Source organism: Olivibacter ginsenosidimutans (assembly GCF_039542865.1).
Classification (GTDB): Bacteria; Bacteroidota; Bacteroidia; order Sphingobacteriales; family Sphingobacteriaceae; genus Olivibacter; species Olivibacter ginsenosidimutans.
In genome coordinates, this window is sequence record NZ_BAABIQ010000036.1 from 91,647 (window position 1) to 112,035 (window position 20,389).

Here is a 20,389-nt window from a genome sequence, read left to right on the forward strand (position 1 = left end):
ATGAAATTATCTAAAACCCTCGAAAAGGTTATTGATTACAGGGGAAAAACCCCAAAAAAACTTGGCGGAGACTGGGCTAATAACGGATATAGGGCTTTGTCTGCCTTAAACGTAAAGACTAATGGACTTGTAAATATTGATGAAATAAAGTTTGTTAACGAAAGTCTTTATAAGCTTTGGATGAAAGAGGAAGTGTTGAAAGGTGACATATTGCTTACATCCGAAGCACCTGCAGGCCAAATCCTAATTTGGGAATCAGAAGAGAAAATTGTTCTGAGTCAAAGATTGTTTGCATTAAGGGTAAATAATAAAAACCACAACTATTTTATTAAGTATTTTTTACAATCAGATATAGGTCAAACAGAAATATTTAGAAATACCTCTGGCAGTACTGTGTTCGGGATCTCTGCAAAAATGTTCGATCTTATAAATGTACCTAATATTTCTAGGTCTGAGCAAGTAAAAATCGGAAAGGCTTTAAAATGCTTAGACGATAAAATCCAGCTAAATAATAAAATCAATGCAGAACTGGAGCAAATGGCTAAGACACTGTATGACTACTGGTTTGTGCAGTTTGATTTTCCGAATGAGGCCGGCAAACCTTATAAATCTTCTGGTGGTAAAATCGTATATAATAATGTCTTGAAAAGGGAAATTCCAGAGGGATGGGAAGTTCAGGTGTTTAGTGATTGGATTAAGGAGACCAAGGCTGGAGATTGGGGGAAAGACATAGAAGAAGGAAACTATACCGAAAGAGTCTATTGTGTTAGAGGAGCGGACATCAATGGGCTAAATGGAAAAGGAGAAGTAAAAGCACCGCAACGGTTTATCTTGAAAAATAATTTATCAAAAGCGCTAAAACCAAATGATTTCATTATAGAGATATCAGGAGGTAGTCCAACACAATCTACGGGAAGAATTGCTTTATTGACAAATAAGACCTTTGAAAGATTTGATACGGATGTTATTTGTTCAAATTTTTGTAAAGCGGTCTCATTAAAAGACGAAAAATATATTTTCAATTTTCAACAAGAATGGCAACGCCTATATGATGCAGGCATTTTCTTTGGATATGAAGGTAAAACCAGTGGGATCAAAAACTTTTTGTTCGATTCGTTTATAAATTCCTATAAAATAGTCCTACCTCCAAAGGATATTGTGGAGCAATACTATAACATTGTCCAGAATTTTGAGGAGAAGAAGCAAATCAATCTCCAACAAAACCAACAGCTTGCTCAACTCCGAGATTGGCTATTGCCGATGCTGATGAATGGACAGGTAAAGGTTATTGACAATTGCAGTAACGGCAACGATGAACATTCCATCACTATACCAGAAGTAAATATCGCGGCAGAGTCAACTATTGAATACCAGAAACTAGAACCTTTTGTTACTAACGAATCATTGGAAGTAGATCCACGTTTTGAGTCGTGGTTATCCAATCAAGGGCTTGCTGCAAGGGGCGATATAGACACGACAACGTTAAGAGAAATATTCGATGCTATGGATGATGAAGACAAATAGTGAAATCGCACATATCGCAAATGAGGTTCTGACAAAATACGTTACACGTGGAGGCGTTTACAAAGTTTTTCATGAAATCATGAATGCAGAAGGCATTAAGTTTAGGGAAGTAGAGTCTTCTAGTAACGATTTTGTTGGTGCGCTTACCAAAGGGAATAATGGCCAGACCTATATCATGATTAACTGTGCTATCGATAATGAAGGTCGTAAGCATTTTACCATGGCGCATGAATTAGGGCATTATTTTTTGTCCCATCAATTGAAACAGAATACGTTCTATTGCTCAAAAAACGAAATCGTTGAGGAAGGTGCTTGGAAAGATACTATTGAGCAAGAAGCAAACCATTTCGCCAGTTGTCTCTTAATGCCGGAAGAGAAAGTGAAAAATGCTTTTTTAGGGATCTTAAGTCGCTCACGGAAAGCAAAAATTAAAGACTTTCTTCACATTAAAAACGATGGGACTTTTGGCATCTGGGTTCCGATAAGAGATGAATTAACGAAACGTTACGGTGTTTCGGAAGCAGCATTAAGGTATCGTTTGCAACAATTAAAATTAGCCAAATTTGAATTCGGAAGCTGATGGAAAATATTACAAAAGAAGATCTTGACAAGGTAGTAGCTTGCGCGGGAACAACCATAAGAGAACCGGAAAGAAGCGAACTTAAAGCTATCTACGATAAATTAGAGTTTGTTTGCAAAAGCTTACCAAAGGATAAGTTTGTTTACAAAATACGCAAGGACCCCAGAAACCAAGGTGGAGGGTTCAAGTATTTTCAAAAATACTTATGGGCAAAAATTTATCCGATCGAATTTAAAGATAATGTATGGGATAAGCTTGCCATTATTATTGGTATATCAGAAGGAACCATGCAGTTTCATATTATGGGTATTGCTTCTTACCAACCATATGAAGCTTCGCTCAATGCCAGTAAAAATTCTTGGACAGAATTAGACTCTTCCGACCTTTCTTATGATACTATTGTTAAGGAGTTTGAAAAGTTTTATAAAGAGAATAGAACATTGTTTAGAGATACAATGGTAAGCCTAGGGCTTTCAAGCGATCCACAATTAGAGATGAACAAACAAGACGAATTTAACCGACAAACTCACACAATGCCACTTAATCAAATTCTCTACGGTCCTCCCGGAACTGGAAAGACCTATCACACTATCAACAAGGCGATATCCATTATTAATCCGTCTTTTGATTTAAATCAAAGCCGCGATCTAGTGAAAGCGGAATATAAGCGCTTGGTCGATGCCGGACAAATCGTTTTCACCACCTTTCACCAAAGTCTAGGCTACGAAGATTTTGTGGAGGGGATTAAACCGCTGATCGATGAGGATGCAGATGGGAATAAGCAAGTGATCTATGATGTACAGCCCGGCATTTTAAAGAAGATAGTGGATCGAATGTTAGCATCAAGAACAGATGCTTCAGAGGAATATTCGTATACTTTTGATGATGGCTGGAATGAATTGATTGAGTTGTCAAACGAACAGATTGAATCAGGAAAAGAATACAAGCTGAGTATATTGACGCCCGAAATGGGCATGTTTGTGACCGAGATCACGTCAAATGGCAACCTCAAATTAAGACCGTCCAAAGGAAGTGGAAAGGAATACGTAGTGAGCTATGCGCGTTCTAAAAAACTTCAACACGCATTCCCAAATCTTTCAGTGGTAAAAAATATCGATAAAGAGTTCCGCGCTGTGATTGGCGGTATGAATTCAACCGCCTATTGGTCGGTGCTCAATTTTATCAATAACAAAATTGTGTCTAAAGGCAATAAGACAAATAAAAATTTATCCAGTGAGACCTTACCTCACGTACTTATTATTGACGAGATTAATCGTGGCAATGTATCCGCTATCTTTGGAGAACTGATTACGCTCATCGAAGAGTCTAAAAGAGAGGGGAAAGAAGAATCTTTGGAAGTGACTTTACCTTATAGCAAAGAGAAATTTATCGTCCCTGAAAACCTATACATTATCGGAACAATGAATACAGCAGACCGTTCAGTAGAGGCTATTGATACGGCATTGCGTAGGCGGTTCGTATTTGAGGAGATGTTACCAAATTATCAGCTACCCGAAATCCAACAACATATATTTGGTTATCCAGCAGCAGAAATCCTAAAAAAGATCAATGACCGGATAGAAAAGCTGATCGACCGAGATCACTGTATCGGACATGCTTATTTTATTGGAAAAGATGAAACAACAATTATAGAATCCTTTTATAAAAACATTATCCCTTTGTTACAGGAATATTTCTTTGGGGACTACGGTAAAATTGGTTTAGTGTTGGGAAAAGGCTTCGTTAAGAAAAAAGCTGTTGATTCAGATTTGTTTGCAGAGTTTGAATATGATTATAAACCCGAACCGAACTAGAAGAACGCCCTGTTTATGAAATCATCGATTATCGGCTAAATACCCTGGCTGGAGGAACGTTTCGGGAAGCAATAGGTCATTTGATGAGTAATGGCTAAGCCGGACCTTAAACATATCGTTGTATTTGAACACCAGAAGCTTCTTGTGGATCAAGGAGAACAATATCTCTCAGAGTCACAATATCAAGCTCTGGTGAATTATTATGGCAATCATTCGCCCTTTTATAGTTTGATTCGTAATGGTGTACAGTTTTGTGAATACGTCGGAGCTTTACAGATCGGCGACACGTTGATTGAAGTTTTGCCAAAAGCCGATAATTCTAACGATACGGGTATGTGGCAAAATTTGCTGGTCAATATGATCCGTTCAGTTTGGGGTTTTCCTGTGAAGGAATCGGGAAGCTCGCATTTGAAACTTAGACATAATTCTGTTCTAGACTTATATTTCGAACTCTTCGTTGTAGAAGTAGAGTTTTTGGTAAGACGAGGTTTAGTCAAAAAATATATTCGTGAAGAACGTAATGCCAAAGCGCTGAAAGGTAAGTTATCCATAACGAAGCATCTTCAAAAAAACATCGTTCACAAAGAGCGGTTTTATATCCAAACTACTCAATATACGATTAACCACGAACTGCATCAAATCTTATATTGTACGTTGCAATTGTTATCGCGATTAAACAGGAATGGCATTTTGGCTTCTCGAATCGGTAGTCTGATGCTGAATTTTCCGGAACAATCCAGATTAAAAGTTACCCCCCAGGCATTCGAACGTATCCGTTATGATCGGAAGACTATCATTTATAAAAAAGCAATCGATATTGCAGAGTTGCTATTACTCAATTACCATCCGGATGTTAGTCAAGGAAGAAGGAATGTATTAGCCTTAATGTTTGATATGAATGCTTTATGGGAACAATTTGTTGTAAACTTGCTACGTAAATCTATGAAGAGCTACACTGTAGCTGGTCAAGTCACTAGAAAGTTTTGGAAAAGCGAACATTTGAGTTCCAATATGCGCCCTGATATTGTTTTGACAAATCCGCAAAGCAATAAGCGAATAGTATTGGATACAAAATGGAAAAACCTAGGTGGCAAAGCACCGTCACCAGAAGACTTACGGCAGATGTATGTTTACCATGAGTATTTTAATGCTGAAAAGGTTGCTCTAATCTATCCTGGGGAAGGTAGCAATACTTCTGGTCAGTTCTATTTGAAAGATCAAACCGCTCTGGATAACAAGTTTTGTCACGTTTTACAGATTCCAGTAAATAGAGATTTTATCCTTTGGAAAGCTAGTATTATAAACGTGATAAGTGGGCTAGTTTGTCTGTTCGATCCTCAGTTGCATGAGGACAGTTTAATTATAAAAGCGAAGGACTAAAATGTAAATTATGAGAAATATATCTTTTTTATTAGGGGCTGGATTCTCAGTGAATCAAGGATATCCTGTTGCATACAAATTGGCACAAGCCATAACTTCTCTTAAATATGGTGATTTTATAGTTAGTGCGGCGGGCAATGTTGCACCTACGCCGGATGGCCGAGATATCTGGACCTTGGGATCCTATAAATTAGCGAAGGAATGCCTTTTAGAGCTAATCAAACTATATGATAAGAGGTATCCTGGTAACTTTAATTACGAAGAGTTTTATGACTTCCTCACTTTAACTGAAGAGACAAAATTTTCCGACGACGAGTTAGCGATTTTAAGAAAATGCATCAATGAAGATGGCTGGTATAAAGATTTGTTGAATTTAAGGTCAGATTTGATTAAAATATTTACCCAAATAGTTTCATGGAAAATTTCAGATGGAGGTGAAGATAAATTCTATTCGTCAAATGTTGTAAGTGATTTTAGCCGCCAGAAGTACGTTGGTTTCTTGACGCTAGTTAGGCACTTCAAAGATGAGGGCAACCTGTTGAATTTTCATACTTTAAATCACGATTTGTTTCTAGAATCATTAAGGTATACTGAAGAATTCGGTGGCGAAATGTCAGATGGATTTACCGATGACACACAATACTACGAAGATAGTGATGGATACGATAAAAAACTTCTGAAGTTCACTAATGAATACCCAAGTAATATCAGATTATTTAAACTTCACGGGAGTTTCAACATAATTCCCTTTCACGGAGATGGCCATGTTACTGATTACGTTAAATTTCCATGGAGAACAGATTTGACCAATATAAAAAAACGTGATAAACAGGGGGATATATTAGATTTTACCAATTATCACTCAGATTTTTTATCAGGAACTATATTCAAAAAATCTAGATATGCTGAACCGAAATACTTTGGGGTAATGCTTAGTCACTTAGAAAGAAACCTTTCGGAATCTGATAAATTGATTATCATCGGTTATGGTTGCTTAGATAGTGGCATTAACAGGATAATAGATGAAAAATTGAAAACAGGAGTACCGATTTATGTGGTTGATCCAGGTCCCTCTCCAGCTGTTTTAGATTTTGTGGCTCAAAAAGGAGCGAAATTAATTGAGAAGACACCCGAAAATATTACGCTTGAAGACTTTGATGAAAATTAGTTCACTAAAAAGGTGTGTTCAGCAGGAATGAACACACCTTTTTAGTGAACGTCTTTTATATAGTAATGAAGCTAAATCATTTATCCTTCAACAACTTCTCCAAATACTCCACCTTAGATTTTTCGGCTTCCAAAAGGCGCTCGTACAATTCAATGATTTTATCAAGCGGATTAATTGTACACAAGTAATTGTTATTGTTTGAACTGCTGTCTTGGAAAGTGTTATTTATAATATTAAACACGGCTTCCTCACTAAAATTCTCAATAGCTTGTGGAGTAACCCCTAATGCTTCAGCAACTTGAATCAATAGATTTGCTTCAATCTCGGCATTGCGCTCCATATTTGATACAGCTTGTTGGCTTATACCCAATTCGAATGCTAAAGCTTCCTGCTTCATACCACGCAGTTCACGAATGCGGCTGATTTTTCTTCCTATATGGTTTGTCGTGTTGGTTGTACTCATAAGTCCAAAGTTAACAAATATTCAGCGTTCAAGATACGAAATATCTGGAGATGGTACAAAACAAGATATTGCTTGTGCGATACAAAGGCTATTTGTTTTATACACGCTGTTTTGGTTCGGTACGTGGATGATGCTGTGTTCATTTGTGTAAACCAAAATAAATTGATATGAAGAAGAAAAAGAATCCCAGGGTTGTAACCGTGGACATGTATCACAAGTATGCTGAAATCGATGAAATGTATTCCAGTAAAGTTAGAGAGGTAAAATTGGATATTCCATCAAATCTCAGAATGTTGTGTGCCATATTAGATATCAAGGTCGAAAAACTGTTAAACGATTTTATGTGGATGTTAAGCTACTCCCATCATAATTCAGCTACACCTAAACAACGAAAAATAGCAAAGAAGTTCTTTCTAGCCTGCAAATATGGCCAGCCTCTGTACACTAAAAAGCAGATCAAGCAGATGTTTGACGAAATAAAAGCTGACCGAAAAATACGTAAAACGATTGATGGTATGGATCATGAGGACATGAAACTCTTTTGGAAAAGCAACCATATGTATATGCAGCATTGGTTCAAACGTTGGTTTGAAAAGAATAGGCATAAGGGGGATATTTCTATACTGGAAGAACACTAAATGAAAAAACATGGATGATTTTAACACTTTACTTGTACAGACGCGCTGTAAGATTACACTATCACACGGCGACCAATCGTCTTTCTCCATCGACGAAAATGGAGAAAAGGCGAATTGGGTAAATATATCTATCCTCGACGATCAATTAGTCATCTACACCAAGCCCGAATATTACGGTTACCTGTTGCTACACGATTATTATCCGCAGATAACGATCACCTATAAAATCTTGACAGGATTGCAGATGCTGGATAAATGCTTTGTTCGCTCATCAGAGACACTCACCCTACAAAATATGGGTATAATCGTAAGAGAAGGAAATCTGAATATAGCCGTAGACGCTTTTTCTCTCGACTGTACCGTTATAAAAAGTGCCTATGCAAAACTGTCCGGCAGAACAATTTTCTCAGGTGTCTTGGCGCATCAACGAAGTGTTTATGATGGATCGGAACTGGAAGCGTCGGAAGGTAATGTACATGTCCACGACGAGGCTAAGGCGTCTATATGGTTTGAAGAGGAGCTAGAGTTTGGATTGTACGGGCGTAGTAAAATGGATTATCGTGGAAACCCTAGGATGAAAATAATACAGGTAGATGAACAATGCACACTGAAAAATATTAGTAACCCTAAAACATGCCAGCAATGAACCATATCATATACGGTGACAACAGGATTTCCTATCTAACTAAAGAAGAAATATTAAATCCGTTTTTAATTCTCAACATTTTCAACGGCAAAGCTTCGGATGATGATATACAGGAAGTATGCTGGACTCTATTTTCATCGGCGATAAGACCAGCATATTGGATGAAATTTGAAAGCCCTTTGTACTTATACGAATGCTTTAAAGAAATTGTAAGACTGATCGAGGCCGGTTATTTGATCATGCAAATCAGACCGAATTATGTCCAAAAAGTGAAGTTCGGATCTAGTGGTCTTCACCCGACGATCCGAGGGGACGATGAATTTACGGAGGCTTTGATTGAAAGCAGGCAAGAAGCTTTCAAGTTGCTCACAAAAGTCAATTCGCAGAATGGATTTTACCGTATAAAACTCGATCTATATGATTTGCTATTTGAAGGTCTGGAACCCGATTGCGTTGATTACTATTCATCGCTTCATGAGTTTATCTATGACACCTATCAGGATATCAGTAAAATAATTAGATCGCTGTTTGTCCTATCTTCAAGTGACACAGAAAGGTACATATCCGAGTGCGACATGAAAATTTTAGAACAATACGTGGGATTTGGCATAGATACGGATTCAAGTACCTTCGGCTATTCAGACACTATTTACGATATTTTTGAAAACGAGCGTGCAAAGGATCTAATTAGTATAGCCGATCAAGCAAGAATCCTAATAGGCGAAAGTAATTACTGGCAAACACACGGGAATCCGGGAAATGTTCTTTATTACTTCCATGAATTTCTATTTATTATAGAATCTTTTCATGAATATATAACGGATACACCGGGAATGTCTGAATTGGCAAAGATGCGGTGGCAGATCCCTGCGGACAGACTAGAGACGATTCACAATCTTTCCGGAAAGCAGAAGAAACGACCATTCAAATACGTACTAAAGGGGTTTCGCAAAAAACCGTTAAGTGAATGGCGTTCAATTTTAGAGAACTGGAAACAAGCGGTTTTAAGCAATCATACTGATTCAAAAATTCTGAATGAAGCAAGGGAGGCCTATGAATTTATTGTAAAGCTGATTGAAATTGCCACTATACTTGAATACCAACCTGATTTTAACTGAATACGATCATGATAGAACTGACTAATAAAAACGATCAAAATGATTTAAGGGATATTATTTTGACACTGACTTCGAAGTATAAGGTTGACTACCTTTTCCTTCTAGAGCCCCTTTCTTCAGAGAAAGAAGAGAGTTTATATGAAATTGTTATCCTTTTGTCGAACAAAGAAACTCGATCGATAGGAGAAATTGATCCACAGATCACTGTTGATCTGCGGAAATACAAAAGCTTTCATCACGTAACATTTGTCTCCGCATCGGTAAAGGAGAAATTGGTACAGGGAAATATATTCTTGTTCCATGCATGTCATCCGAGCAGAACTCTTTTTAAGAATCCATCGTGTTCGTTTCAGCTTTATCCGGAGGAATTTACCGCTAAGAAGAATGCCGTCGAGTTGCGGCGTTTCTTTGATAGAGAAAACTTTAAGATTACAGAGTTTAGGGATGGATTTGATTTCTACCGGGAAAAGGGGAACCTTTCTATGGCGGCTTTCATGTTACACCAAGTGTTTGAACTCCGATACAGGTGTATGGAAATCCTAACCTTGGGAAAAGAAAAGGCGAGCCATAATATCAGAAGCCATCACCGATATCTAGGAAAGACAACGGGTATGTTAAATACGGTATTCTCTGAGGTCAATGATAATGATGACCGTCTGCTATCCCTACTGAACGAGACCTATTGTGCAGTCCGTTATGAAGATGACTTTGAAATATCGGAAGAAGATATCAATACGCTGGAGATGAAAATGAATGCGTTATTGGGGGTTACTGAAAAACTTTTTCATGAATGTTTAGCAAGCTTCGAATCTGAATATATCTATAATATTAAGGTAGAGAATGATACTATATCACAGGCAGGTATTCAGTTGATGGAATTTCCGGAATATCCTTATCTAAAAGACATTCTCGAGAAAATCCTGTCTTTTTCGGACATTAAAGAAATCTACTTGATTTCTTTTTATGAACAGCAGTACAGACAGGACAATATGGAGGTTATTGGTGCGAACAAAAGATTCGTAGACTATACATTATTACTTGTGAGCGAGACGGATATCAGAGAAGAGATATTACAACTACAAAACAGTCTGAACGGATCGCCATATTACTTTGTGCATTTATTGGGCCATAGTAAACTGGAAATTGAGGTGGATTTAAAGAAAAATAAATGGTTCTTTCAGCATGCGTTACAAAAAGCAATACTACTCTTTAAAGACGGGAGTGGAATAAAATGGCCAACCATAAATAACATTGAACGTGTCAGCAACAAAAAGAAACTTGAGAAAATATGGCGGAACTGGGAAGAAAGATTTGAACGGGCAGATGGTTTTCTTGAAAGCGCCAATACAATCGGATGTGTGGAAAATATATGTAGCAAGACCTTGATGTATAATCTGGCATTAGAGCAGATCTTCCTAGGTTTGCTAGAATATTTTTACGATTACACACCCCAAAAATTTGCGCTTAGGAGTATTTTTCCCATCGTTGCCGGGATATGGGAATTTCCCCGTGAAATATTCCCAAACAACACTTCTGAAGAGAAAAAACGATGGAAGATGCTGACGGGTATTTTAACAGATATGCGAGTTAAGACCAATATTGATTTAGACTGGAGTGAACTAAGCCTAATATCAGAAAGATGCATCATCTGCAAGAAAGAGGCAAATAGGCTGGTTCAAGAACATTACGAAGCATTAAAAGCAAAGTTTTCTGAACAGGTTATTGAACCAGCCTATTAGAATTAGAAAGTTAAGCTATTGGGCATGGATAATTTTGTAATTAGAGATTTATTCCATGCCCAATATTCATTTCCTTTTATCCGTCACCTCCTTATCAAAACCGATCAGATTCACCATTTCGCGGAGACGCGAACGCAGGCGATTGCCGTAGGTCTGTTCGAGTTCAGTTGCGGAGAGATTGGTCGTAATATGCGTAACCAGTTTCTTTGAAACAAACAGATCGTATCGCGATAAAAGTACCTCGGCCATCACGTTGCATTCATTACCAAAGTACTTGATGTTGTTTTCTGTACCGAGATCATCAAAACAGAAGTCTTTGTATTCGGTGTTGTACAATTTACCACGGCTGTAGCGGTGGATAACCTCATAACCGTCCTGTATAAACTCAAATGTAATATCTCGTGTGCTCTTCATGATATAACGATTCTCATTTCCCGTTAAATAACGCATCAGATTCATCAGTGTCGTTTTGCCACAGCCAATAGGTCCGGTCAGCATAATGCCTTTGTCCAGATCTACTTTATGCCTTTTACATAATTCTTCGTCGCGGAGAAAATAAGCAGCCAGTTGAAGCAATATGCTTTGATCATCCGTATGTAAGGCGAACCGACTTCCATATAATTCCTTACCCTTCTGATCAATAAACTGGAAAACCTTACCGTAATCATAGTGGCTCGAAATAATTCTTTCGGGTACTGGTGTGGAGCTGTTGCGCACGGTTTGACTTTCCATAATTTGCAGATTTGGTGAAATTGATACTGTTACCGATCCAATTCTTGGCCGACGCCTTCCAGTCCTTCATCGGACTCTTACCACCAACGAGCCAGCCATTGGCCGTATAGTGATTCATGAACCGGTGGGCTTCCTGAAGGGTAGACTGGTTTGCTAAAAAGAATTTTTCTACTTGCTCTGATGGCGGTGGTATTGTGTTTTCATTCGAGAATAGTTTTTGCGCGGAATCTTTTTCTTTTTTAGGAAATAAGAGTTGGCTTTGATTTGAACTTGCTGTTTTTTGATTTTTCTCTTTATTTTTATCTATCGATAGATCACTAGTATTATCATGGATAATACTAGTACTATATAGTTTATTATATGGCTCGTTTATTGGTCTTGTGGACAGCATTTGAACCGGTTCAGCGTTTGGTTCAATGTGTGCCAATTGTGGAGGAAAAAAAATAATCGTACTTCCTTTGTACGGATTGTAAGACGGGCGATAGTCAATATACCCCTGCTTATGCAGATAAGCCATTGCTTTGTGATAAGTCGCTTTGGAATTGATCTTTCCCAGACGCATAGCGTCGTCCCGGATGATCTGTATCTGTTTGGCAAAGCGTGCTTGGTTCCATAATTGGAAGAGCGCCATAAAAAGACTGAGATGTGTAGCGGAAAAATCCTCGTCAGCCTGCGCCTTATTGAAAAAGTGTGTCAGTTGCTTGATGTAGTTCATGCTTATAAAATTTGATGTGATGGACATTAATTATGTTTGTTGCCACCCTCCTCCAACAGTTTTTCAATTTCTGCAAGGGAATAGTAAATGGTGTTCCCGAACTTCTTGAACGGAATAGTTCCGTTGATGCGGTAGTTCTGCAGGGTACCTGGTGATATCTGCAGCATCTTTGCCACTTCTCTGGTCTTTAACCATTTCTTTGGTTGGTGCATTTTGCTGGATAAGAGTGTTTGGAGTTCGCTGAGCAACTCATACTTAAACCTCATGAGATCTTCTTTGGTAATAATTTCTACTGCCATGATATTTATAGATTGGTGAACAGCAAAATTCCATATTAAACAAGACTATTTTTCACAACTTGTTAACAAGTTGTGAAAAATTATTACATAAATAATTCATTGTCAGTTTCTTTAATTCGTTTGATTAGATTCTCTTTCAGGTTATCCAAGAGTTTGGTTTTGTTGATCTTGCGCGCCCGGATATCATAGAACACGCGGTTATATTGACCAAGCTCCACATTAAAAACCTGCTGGAAGTACTCGGCAATCTCCTTGATATCCGCTTTGCCATTATTAAATGTTCCTGATGCATGCAGCGCATAGATCAGTTCGATCAGATCGGTTTTGGATATGGTCCATTTTAATACGGGAGCTGGCAGAACTGCTTGTGGTATCTTTTTGCTTCCCGCACCATAGCCTTTAATCTTTTTCTTGAGATAGTGCCGCAGCATTTCGTATGCTTCCACTTTGGCGAATATATGCACAGTAGGTGTATTGTTACGTTTATCGATGTCCAGGATAAAAGAACCGGCAGGTACGAATAGGTCGTGGTCGATCCGTCGAAAAAACTGATTGTCTAACTGGCTTAGGTTGGCTTTGTAATAGTTATAGAAAAACTGCTGTTTTCGTAGTTTCTTTTTGATTTTATAGAGTGTGTTGAGATAATATTGCTTTAGCTTTTTCTTACGCAACGGAGGTTTTTTCAGTTCGATCTTCTGCACCAGCGTGTAATATTGGATCAATGCCAATAAATGGCATTTGATATTCTTGAAATAGAATATCTCTTCATCAGGAGTAATGCTTTTGTCCTGCTCGAATCTATCTTTCACGACCTGTAGCCGATCAGAAATATACCTAATCATCAGTTCGGTGATTTTGGAATAGTCATGCGCATTCGCTTGTTCGATGTCTGCTACGTAATGTTTGATTTCTTCGTTGATCGTTAGTAGAGTTTTATGCATAGTTTGGTTTTAATGGTGATCTATATCTGAATAAGATATAAAAGATATTCGCTCGTTCTGTTATCAAAAGAGCTCTGATGGCTATCCAATTTTCTTGTCCGAGTGGGTTTGTTTAATCCCACCTTGTAGTATTGTCTTAAGATTTTGCATATCGTTTGCTACTTTTCGATCTGTAATTTTCGCATAATGCTGTGTGGTACGGATACTTTTGTGTCCGAGCATTTTGGATACTGTCTCAATGGGTACTCCATTGGAAAGGGTGACAGTTGTGGCAAATGTATGCCGTGCACAATGGTAGGTGAGTTCTTTTTTAATTCCACAGATGTCAGCTATTTCTTTGAGATAGGCATTCATTTTCTGATTGCTGAGTATCGGAATTAAGGTGTTTTCATTAACGCTTTTTGGATGATCCGCGTATTTGTTAATAATATATTGAGCGGTATCTAGTAGGGGTATTTTGGAAGGAGTATCGGTTTTTTGCCGGTGTGTGCTAATCCATAATTGTCCATCGATCCCCTTTACCAGATTGGCTTCGGTGAGTTGCTTAACGTCAATATAGGCTAAGCCGGTATAACAGGAGAAAAGAAAAATATCTCTGACGAGTTCTAGTCGTTCAATGCTGAATGTTTTGTCCATCAGTTGTTGTAACTCTTCCTGGGTGAGGACTCCGCGTTCGACTTCCTGTAGCTTAGTTTTGTAATGAAGAAATGGATCCTGGCTTATCCAGCCATTGGCGATGCAAATACGGATTATTTTCTTGAAGTTTTTGATGTACTTGACGGTGGTATTGTTGCTGCAGTTTCTTTCGGTGCGCAAATAGAAATCGTAATCTGCAATAAAGGTATGATTGATTTTATGTAGTGGAATATCTCGAACGCCATATTGGTGTTGTATAAAGTCTTGGGTATGCTTGAGTGATACTTCATAGCGTTCGTGTGTGCCTGCGGAATACTCTACACCTATAAGGGATTTTAGTCTTTTGTTGTGATCCTGGAATATGGGGATTAATGTCCTTTGTTTTTCTAGCTTCTTTCCGACGTACGCATTCATGAATTTTTCTAGTGTGACTGGCTCTTCCTGATACTCGAGTATGATCTGGGTTTGGTTGACTTTGCTTTTAATGGTTTCAAGGTAGCTGTTAATTGTACGGGCTTCTTCGCTGCTGCCTTTCATTTTCATCATTTTTGGATCCCATTGCTTAGGATTGATAAATCTTTTGCTGGAGAATTCTGTTCTCTTGCCATCGATTGTTATCCGGACATACAAGGGATGTAGACCTGCAGCATTGGCTTTTGCTGCTCGTGCATAGATGTGGAGGGTGAGATTTGCTTTCATGGTGGTGGTGCTTTATTTCATTATTCAATTTATTTCTTACTTGCCTTGCTGTCAAGATGTTCATCTGATGGCAAGGTGTGTATAGGTGCAAACCTGTACATTTGAGCGAGACCCTAGAAGACCAATTTTTAGGGTCTCGCTGGGGTCTCGCACGAAATAGGAAATCTGAAATATTTAGGAAGGCTTATAAAAGCAAAAACCCTATAAATACTGCTATTTATAGGGTTTTGATATGTTTTCCTTGTTAGGATGCGGAGAGAGAGGGATTCGAACCCTCGATACGCTTTTGACGTATACACACTTTCCAGGCGTGCTCCTTCAACCACTCGGACACCTCTCCTCTTTCAAATCTAAAAAGGATTGCAAAAATAACAGTTTCTCCCTTATAACCAAAGAATAATCAAAGATTTTGTTCACCACGACCTTGAGGAAATCTACCGCATCTCGGGTGGCAGGAAAATGGATTATTTAATATTACTTTAACACCTTTTTCTTAAGTTTAAGGCGTTTTATCCGTAGATACCCACCATGAAAGTCTAAGAAAAAAACTGAAACAACGAACCTATTATATAAAAGAAATTTTAGGCTTCTTCTTTATATTATTCGGAATTTACTTTTTAAGACAACAACGTGGCGAATTAATAAGTGTCAAAAAGGCAATCACACAAAGCGATTTAGGTTGGCTATCGGCCGGAATAATGATTGTTTTCATTTATGTACTTTTTCAAGCTTTGATGTATGTGCATAGCTTCAAGTCGGTTGGAAAAACTATTTCCCTAAAAATGGCCATCTCCCTTTTTTTAAAACGAAATTTAGTTAGTGTCTTTCTGCCTGGAGGTGGTATTACCTCTTTAGTTTTTTTTACTAAAGAGATAGAAAAACAAGGAATAAGCAAAACCAAAATAAATTTTGCATCTTATATATATGGTACAATCGGTATCCTCTCCATTGTATTATTGGCTGTCCCGGTACTGCTATATAGTACATTTATCAATAGACATTACACCGGTATGACGGAAGCCTTTTTTATTCTTGTTATACTCCTCTTACTGATCATCTATGTAAGCTATTCGATCTATACACAGGGAATCATCTATCAATGGTTTACACGATACTTCCCTGCCGCAGAAACGATCCTGTCGGAGTTAAAGCAGGAAAGGTTTAGTAAAAAGCATTTACTCATTACCCTAGGATATTCGGCTTTTATTGAATTTGTCGGAATTACGCATTTGCTGATAGCCATGGAAGCGCAAGGCTTCCATAATCAATTCACAACCGCTATTTTAGGTTACGTCATTGCGACACTATTTATGTGTATCTCTCCATTCATGCGAGGTATTGGAGCGGTTGAAATCTCTTTAACAGCCATTTTGGGGCAATTTGGTTTCAGCACTACGGAGGCCCTAACCATCACACTCCTTTATCGACTCTTCGAATTTTGGTTACCCTTGTTTTTTGGCGTGTTGAGTTTTGTCTTTCAAGCGGGCAATTTATTCTTGCGCATTTTTCCCTCAATTTTACTGCTTACCTTAGGCCTGGTTAATATTGCTTCCGTTTTAACACCTGCTGTTGCCAGCAGAATGCGTACCCTACATCATTTTATACCAAGTGTCACTATCCATTTCTCTAATTATATGGTGCTACTAATGGGAATATTACTGCTCATTTGCTCAGCTTTTTTAATAAAGGGATTGCGAAATGCTTGGATAATTGCGCTCTTTTTATGCTGCTTTTCGTTCATTGGGCATCTCACCAAAGCGATAGATTATGAGGAAGCGTCCTTGGCACTTTTTACACTGATTACACTTTTATTTACGTACAAACAGTACTATATTAAAGGGAACAAAAAACTCCAAACCTTCAGTATAGCCACAGCTATGATCATCATCGTTTCTGTATTAATCTATGGAACTATCGGATTTTATTTACTCAAGTCAACTCACTTCCATCACGATTTTACGTTAATAGAATCTTTTATCAATTCCCTAGCTTGTCTCGTTCTTTTGGATACAGCATATTTAAACCCACATACAGAATTTGCTCAGCTATTTGTTTATTCAATTAACATTTTCGGCGTGTCTGCCCTTCTTTTCCTTTTCTATTCTTTCATCCAACCTTATATTTTTACCCCTCAATTAAAAGAGGAAGAACGAAATAAAGCTCAACTTATCCTTTCAACTTACGGTCAGTCGGCCGTTGATCATTTTAAAATCGCTACGGATAAACTGCTCTTTTTTAGTGAGGATACGCCTAGTTTGATCTCCTATAAAATCAGCGGCAACTTTGCCGTTGTTTTACATGAACCGGTTTGCCCTCCCGAACTGGCCATAAAGGAACAAATTATTCTTGCCTTTGAATCCTTCTGCCTTCAAAACAGTTTAAAGGCGATCTATTATCGTATAGACGAAAACAGTTTAAATCTCTTTGGACAGTTGAAAAAGAAATGGCTTCCTATTGGTCAGGAAGCGATTGTTAAGGTGCAGCAATTCACCTTAGAAGGAAAAAATAATAAGTCTTTACGTAACGCACTCAACAACGTTCAGAAAAAAGGTTTTACGACGCACATCTATTCTCCTCCGATTAAAGAAGGTCTGATCCAAAAATTAAAGTCTGTTTCAGATGAATGGTTAGGCCTTCTTCAGCGGGAGGAAATGGTGTTTTCGCAGGGAGCATTTGACAAAGACGAGCTGAAGCAGCAGGTCATTATCACCTTAGAAAATAACGATGAAAAGGTGGTTAGCTTTTTAAATATCATTCCGGATTATGCACCTGGCGAGATCACATATGATCTTATTCGAAAAACAGCCGATGCTCCAAACGGCGATATGGATAGTATCATCATTGCATTAATCAATTATGCTAAAGAAGAGGGGTATGAACAGCTAAATATGGGGCTTGCGCCTTTTTCAGGTATTGAAGCACCAGAAGGTATTCCGCAAAAAACGATTAAATTTGCCTATGAAAAGCTTCAACAATTTAAACACTATAAGGGATTAAGGGAATTCAAAGAGAAATTTAATCCAACCTGGCAAACTAAATACTTGGTTTACACCAATGATTATGATTTACTAGCCATACCTATGGCACTCAATAAGGTCATGCGCACCTAATTTTCAATCCTCCTACTTCAAAATTCATTCAAAATTTCATAATAACTTGCTTCTCTATAGCGAATACTACTCCATTTTTATTAAAAGATTAGTACATTTATCACCATTTAAAGATCCATATGAAGATCTTAGCTATCGAAGATAATAAAGAACTTGCCAGTAGTATTTATGACTATCTTGCTCACGAAAATTACATCTGTGAATTGGCTTATACGATAGTGGAAGCACGTGAAAAGCTGCTTTTCTATTCGTACGATTGCATTTTGTTAGATATTATGCTGCCTGATGGAAATGGTTTAGATCTTCTCCATTTTATTAAAAACAAGCAAATTAAAAGTTCCATACTTATTGTTTCGGCAAAGGGAGCATTAGATGATAAAATACAAGGGCTGGAAAGCGGAGCCGACGATTATCTGACGAAACCTTTTCACCTACCCGAACTACATGCGCGTTTACGGGCCATTCACCGACGGAAAAACCTTGATGGAGATCATGTCCTATCCTTTAAAGAACTACACTTAAATACCAATACTTTTGAGTTAATTGTCAATAAAAAACAAGTAGACATTACCCGTAAAGAATTTGAACTGTTATTATATTTTTTAGTGAATAAAAATAGGGTAATATCCAGACAAGCAATTGCCAATCACCTTTGGGGAGATTATACCGATAATCTAAGCAATGTAGATTTCGTTTATCAACATGTAAAAAATCTTCGAAAAAAAATTAATCAAGCAGGAGGTATGGATTATATTGATACCGTTTATGGCTTGGGATATAAATTCAATACCAACAAGGAATAAACCAGCTGCAATGAAGTTAGCGAATAAATTTACACTTTGGTTTGTCGGCATTATATTGATCATTACCCCCATCAGTATGTTCAATACTTTTAATGGTATTCGTAAACGTATTGATAACTCAGAAATCGAACGATTAAAGGCAGTAAATGAAGAAATAGCCCATCGATTAAAAAATGACATTACACCTTTTCAATATACCCAGGGAAGACCAATCGAAATTCGACAAATAAAGACAGCTTTGCCGAATGAAAAAGTACAGGTAGAAAAGACAGCATATAACCATGCCAATAAAGCCGATGAATGTCGGATTACCGTTACTTCTTATTTTACCATTGCTGGTGTAAATTATAGTATATCATCCTATAATTACGTGATGCAATCTCGACAATTGCTTAACGGCATGCTACAAACAGCTATTCTAAAGATACTCGTAACGAGTTTGGTTGTATTATTAACTGTACGACTGGTATCGAAGAAAATCCTTTCTCCATTTAACCAAACCCTGAAAAATATTCAGAAATTTAATATCAAGAAAAAGCAACCGTTAACATTGGTTCCAACCGCGACCCAGGAATTTAAAGAATTAAATTGTTTTCTCAAAAAAATGACCGACAAAGCCATTAAGGAATACGGTTTAGCGAAAGAATTCAGTGAAAATGCCTCGCACGAATTACAAACGCCTTTGGCCATTTTACGGACTAAACTCGAGCTGCTGACGGAAACTAATATCCAAAGTGATCAAGCCGTGTTGTTAGCAGATATGCAAAATGCTATCGAAAAACTATCCAGAATCAACCACTCCTTGCTGCTGCTGACAAAGCTTGAAAACCATGAATTTGAGGCAGCTGAAGACATTGACTTTACACGTTATGTTCGCGAACTGGCCACGATTTACGAAGATCGTATAGCCATCAAAGAATTAAGCTTCGTACCGCAAATTGACAAACACGTCTATATCAAAATGAATGCAAGCTTAGCGGATATGCTTTTTGATAATTTACTAAGCAACGCTATTCGGCATAATATGAAAAATGGAGTTATTGATCTGACTGTCAATCAAACCGGAATCTATATCAGTAATACGGGGCCCGCTCCCTTCTGCCCGACAGCAGAACTCTTTCAACGGTTTAAGAAAAGTGACCAATGCAGTAATAGCATCGGTTTAGGGCTTTCCATCGTGAAAAGAATTTGTGAATTAAACAATTTTGAAGTTTCTTATATTTATGAAAATGAGCGGCATATTGTAAGCGTCATATTTGCTCCGCAAACTGTTTCACAAAAAACCGTTGCTAATTTGCACTCATCTCCGCTATTAAGTAATTAAATTCTTACAATTCGGCAACAAAAATAAATGAATTTTGGGCGATTTCTTCAAATTGTCTTC

18 protein-coding genes and 1 tRNA gene are annotated in these 20,389 nt (G+C 37.8%); 12 read left to right on the plus strand and 7 right to left on the minus strand.

The features are described from left to right. The 5 genes from ABD930_RS12755 (at position 1) to ABD930_RS12775 (ending at position 6,466) form a co-directional block, all read left to right on the plus strand. Complete coding sequence (locus tag ABD930_RS12755) at positions 1–1,524, plus strand: restriction endonuclease subunit S (RefSeq protein WP_345232114.1); 1,524 nt, start codon at positions 1–3, stop codon at positions 1,522–1,524. Next, entirely contained in the window at positions 1,508–2,104 is a 597-nt protein-coding gene (locus ABD930_RS12760) for an ImmA/IrrE family metallo-endopeptidase (RefSeq protein WP_345232115.1), read from the plus strand. The genes ABD930_RS12755 and ABD930_RS12760 overlap by 17 nt, the downstream gene beginning before the upstream one ends. After that, the gene (locus ABD930_RS12765) at positions 2,104–3,918 is read left to right on the plus strand and encodes an McrB family protein (protein ID WP_345232116.1); all 1,815 of its coding nucleotides are present in this window, start codon (positions 2,104–2,106) and stop codon (positions 3,916–3,918) included. The genes ABD930_RS12760 and ABD930_RS12765 overlap by 1 nt, the downstream gene beginning before the upstream one ends. 90 nt (positions 3,919–4,008) lie before the next feature. Then, on the plus strand, positions 4,009–5,298 hold the full coding sequence (locus ABD930_RS12770) for an McrC family protein (RefSeq protein WP_345232117.1): 1,290 nt from the start codon (positions 4,009–4,011) through the stop codon (positions 5,296–5,298). Positions 5,299–5,308: 10 nt separating this feature from the next. Continuing rightward, positions 5,309–6,466, plus strand: coding sequence for an SIR2 family protein (locus ABD930_RS12775; RefSeq protein ID WP_345232118.1), 1,158 nt, complete (start codon positions 5,309–5,311; stop codon positions 6,464–6,466). Between the two features lie 76 nt (positions 6,467–6,542). Here ABD930_RS12775 and ABD930_RS12780 read toward each other — a convergent pair whose 3' ends face one another. Next, positions 6,543–6,929 carry a helix-turn-helix domain-containing protein gene (locus ABD930_RS12780; protein ID WP_345232119.1) on the minus strand — a complete coding sequence of 129 codons (387 nt, stop codon included), beginning with the start codon at positions 6,927–6,929 and terminating at the stop codon, positions 6,543–6,545. Between the two features lie 167 nt (positions 6,930–7,096). Here ABD930_RS12780 and ABD930_RS12785 point away from each other — a divergent pair, with 167 nt between their 5' ends. From ABD930_RS12785 to ABD930_RS12800, 4 genes are read left to right on the plus strand one after another with little or no spacing between them, the layout of a single operon-like run. Beyond that, complete coding sequence (locus ABD930_RS12785; RefSeq protein ID WP_345232120.1) at positions 7,097–7,567, plus strand: hypothetical protein; 471 nt, start codon at positions 7,097–7,099, stop codon at positions 7,565–7,567. 10 nt (positions 7,568–7,577) lie between these two features. Then, entirely contained in the window at positions 7,578–8,213 is a 636-nt protein-coding gene (locus tag ABD930_RS12790; protein WP_345232121.1) for a GIN domain-containing protein, read from the plus strand. Continuing rightward, positions 8,210–9,331, plus strand: coding sequence for a hypothetical protein (locus ABD930_RS12795; RefSeq protein ID WP_345232122.1), 1,122 nt, complete (start codon positions 8,210–8,212; stop codon positions 9,329–9,331). The genes ABD930_RS12790 and ABD930_RS12795 overlap by 4 nt, the downstream gene beginning before the upstream one ends. A gap of 8 nt (positions 9,332–9,339) precedes the next feature. Beyond that, entirely contained in the window at positions 9,340–11,070 is a 1,731-nt protein-coding gene (locus ABD930_RS12800) for a HEPN domain-containing protein (protein WP_345232123.1), read from the plus strand. Positions 11,071–11,136: 66 nt separating this feature from the next. Here ABD930_RS12800 and ABD930_RS12805 read toward each other — a convergent pair whose 3' ends face one another. The 6 genes from ABD930_RS12805 to ABD930_RS12830 all read right to left on the minus strand — a co-directional run bounded on the left by ABD930_RS12805 (position 11,137) and on the right by ABD930_RS12830 (position 15,432). Then, positions 11,137–11,802, minus strand: coding sequence for an AAA family ATPase (locus ABD930_RS12805; protein WP_345232124.1), 666 nt, complete (start codon positions 11,800–11,802; stop codon positions 11,137–11,139). Continuing rightward, complete coding sequence (locus ABD930_RS12810; RefSeq protein ID WP_345232125.1) at positions 11,735–12,517, minus strand: hypothetical protein; 783 nt, start codon at positions 12,515–12,517, stop codon at positions 11,735–11,737. The genes ABD930_RS12805 and ABD930_RS12810 overlap by 68 nt, the downstream gene beginning before the upstream one ends. A gap of 26 nt (positions 12,518–12,543) precedes the next feature. Then, positions 12,544–12,816, minus strand: a complete 273-nt coding sequence (locus ABD930_RS12815) for a helix-turn-helix domain-containing protein (protein WP_130139960.1) — start codon at positions 12,814–12,816, stop codon at positions 12,544–12,546. Positions 12,817–12,899: 83 nt separating this feature from the next. Continuing rightward, on the minus strand, positions 12,900–13,757 hold the full coding sequence (locus ABD930_RS12820; protein ID WP_345232126.1) for an RteC domain-containing protein: 858 nt from the start codon (positions 13,755–13,757) through the stop codon (positions 12,900–12,902). 81 nt (positions 13,758–13,838) lie between these two features. Further along, complete coding sequence (locus ABD930_RS12825; RefSeq protein ID WP_345232127.1) at positions 13,839–15,092, minus strand: site-specific integrase; 1,254 nt, start codon at positions 15,090–15,092, stop codon at positions 13,839–13,841. A 252-nt stretch (positions 15,093–15,344) separates the two neighbouring features. After that, a tRNA-Ser gene (locus ABD930_RS12830) sits at positions 15,345–15,432 on the minus strand. 238 nt (positions 15,433–15,670) lie between these two features. Here ABD930_RS12830 and ABD930_RS12835 point away from each other — a divergent pair. From ABD930_RS12835 to ABD930_RS12845, 3 genes are all read left to right on the plus strand, one after another. Further along, on the plus strand, positions 15,671–18,202 hold the full coding sequence (locus ABD930_RS12835; RefSeq protein ID WP_345232144.1) for a phosphatidylglycerol lysyltransferase domain-containing protein: 2,532 nt from the start codon (positions 15,671–15,673) through the stop codon (positions 18,200–18,202). Between the two features lie 119 nt (positions 18,203–18,321). Beyond that, positions 18,322–19,005 carry a response regulator transcription factor gene (locus ABD930_RS12840; RefSeq protein WP_345232128.1) on the plus strand — a complete coding sequence of 228 codons (684 nt, stop codon included), beginning with the start codon at positions 18,322–18,324 and terminating at the stop codon, positions 19,003–19,005. A 10-nt stretch (positions 19,006–19,015) separates the two neighbouring features. Beyond that, positions 19,016–20,329: a sensor histidine kinase gene (locus tag ABD930_RS12845; protein WP_345232129.1), complete on the plus strand. Its 1,314-nt coding sequence runs from the start codon at positions 19,016–19,018 to the stop codon at positions 20,327–20,329. Positions 20,330–20,389: the final 60 nt, after the last annotated feature.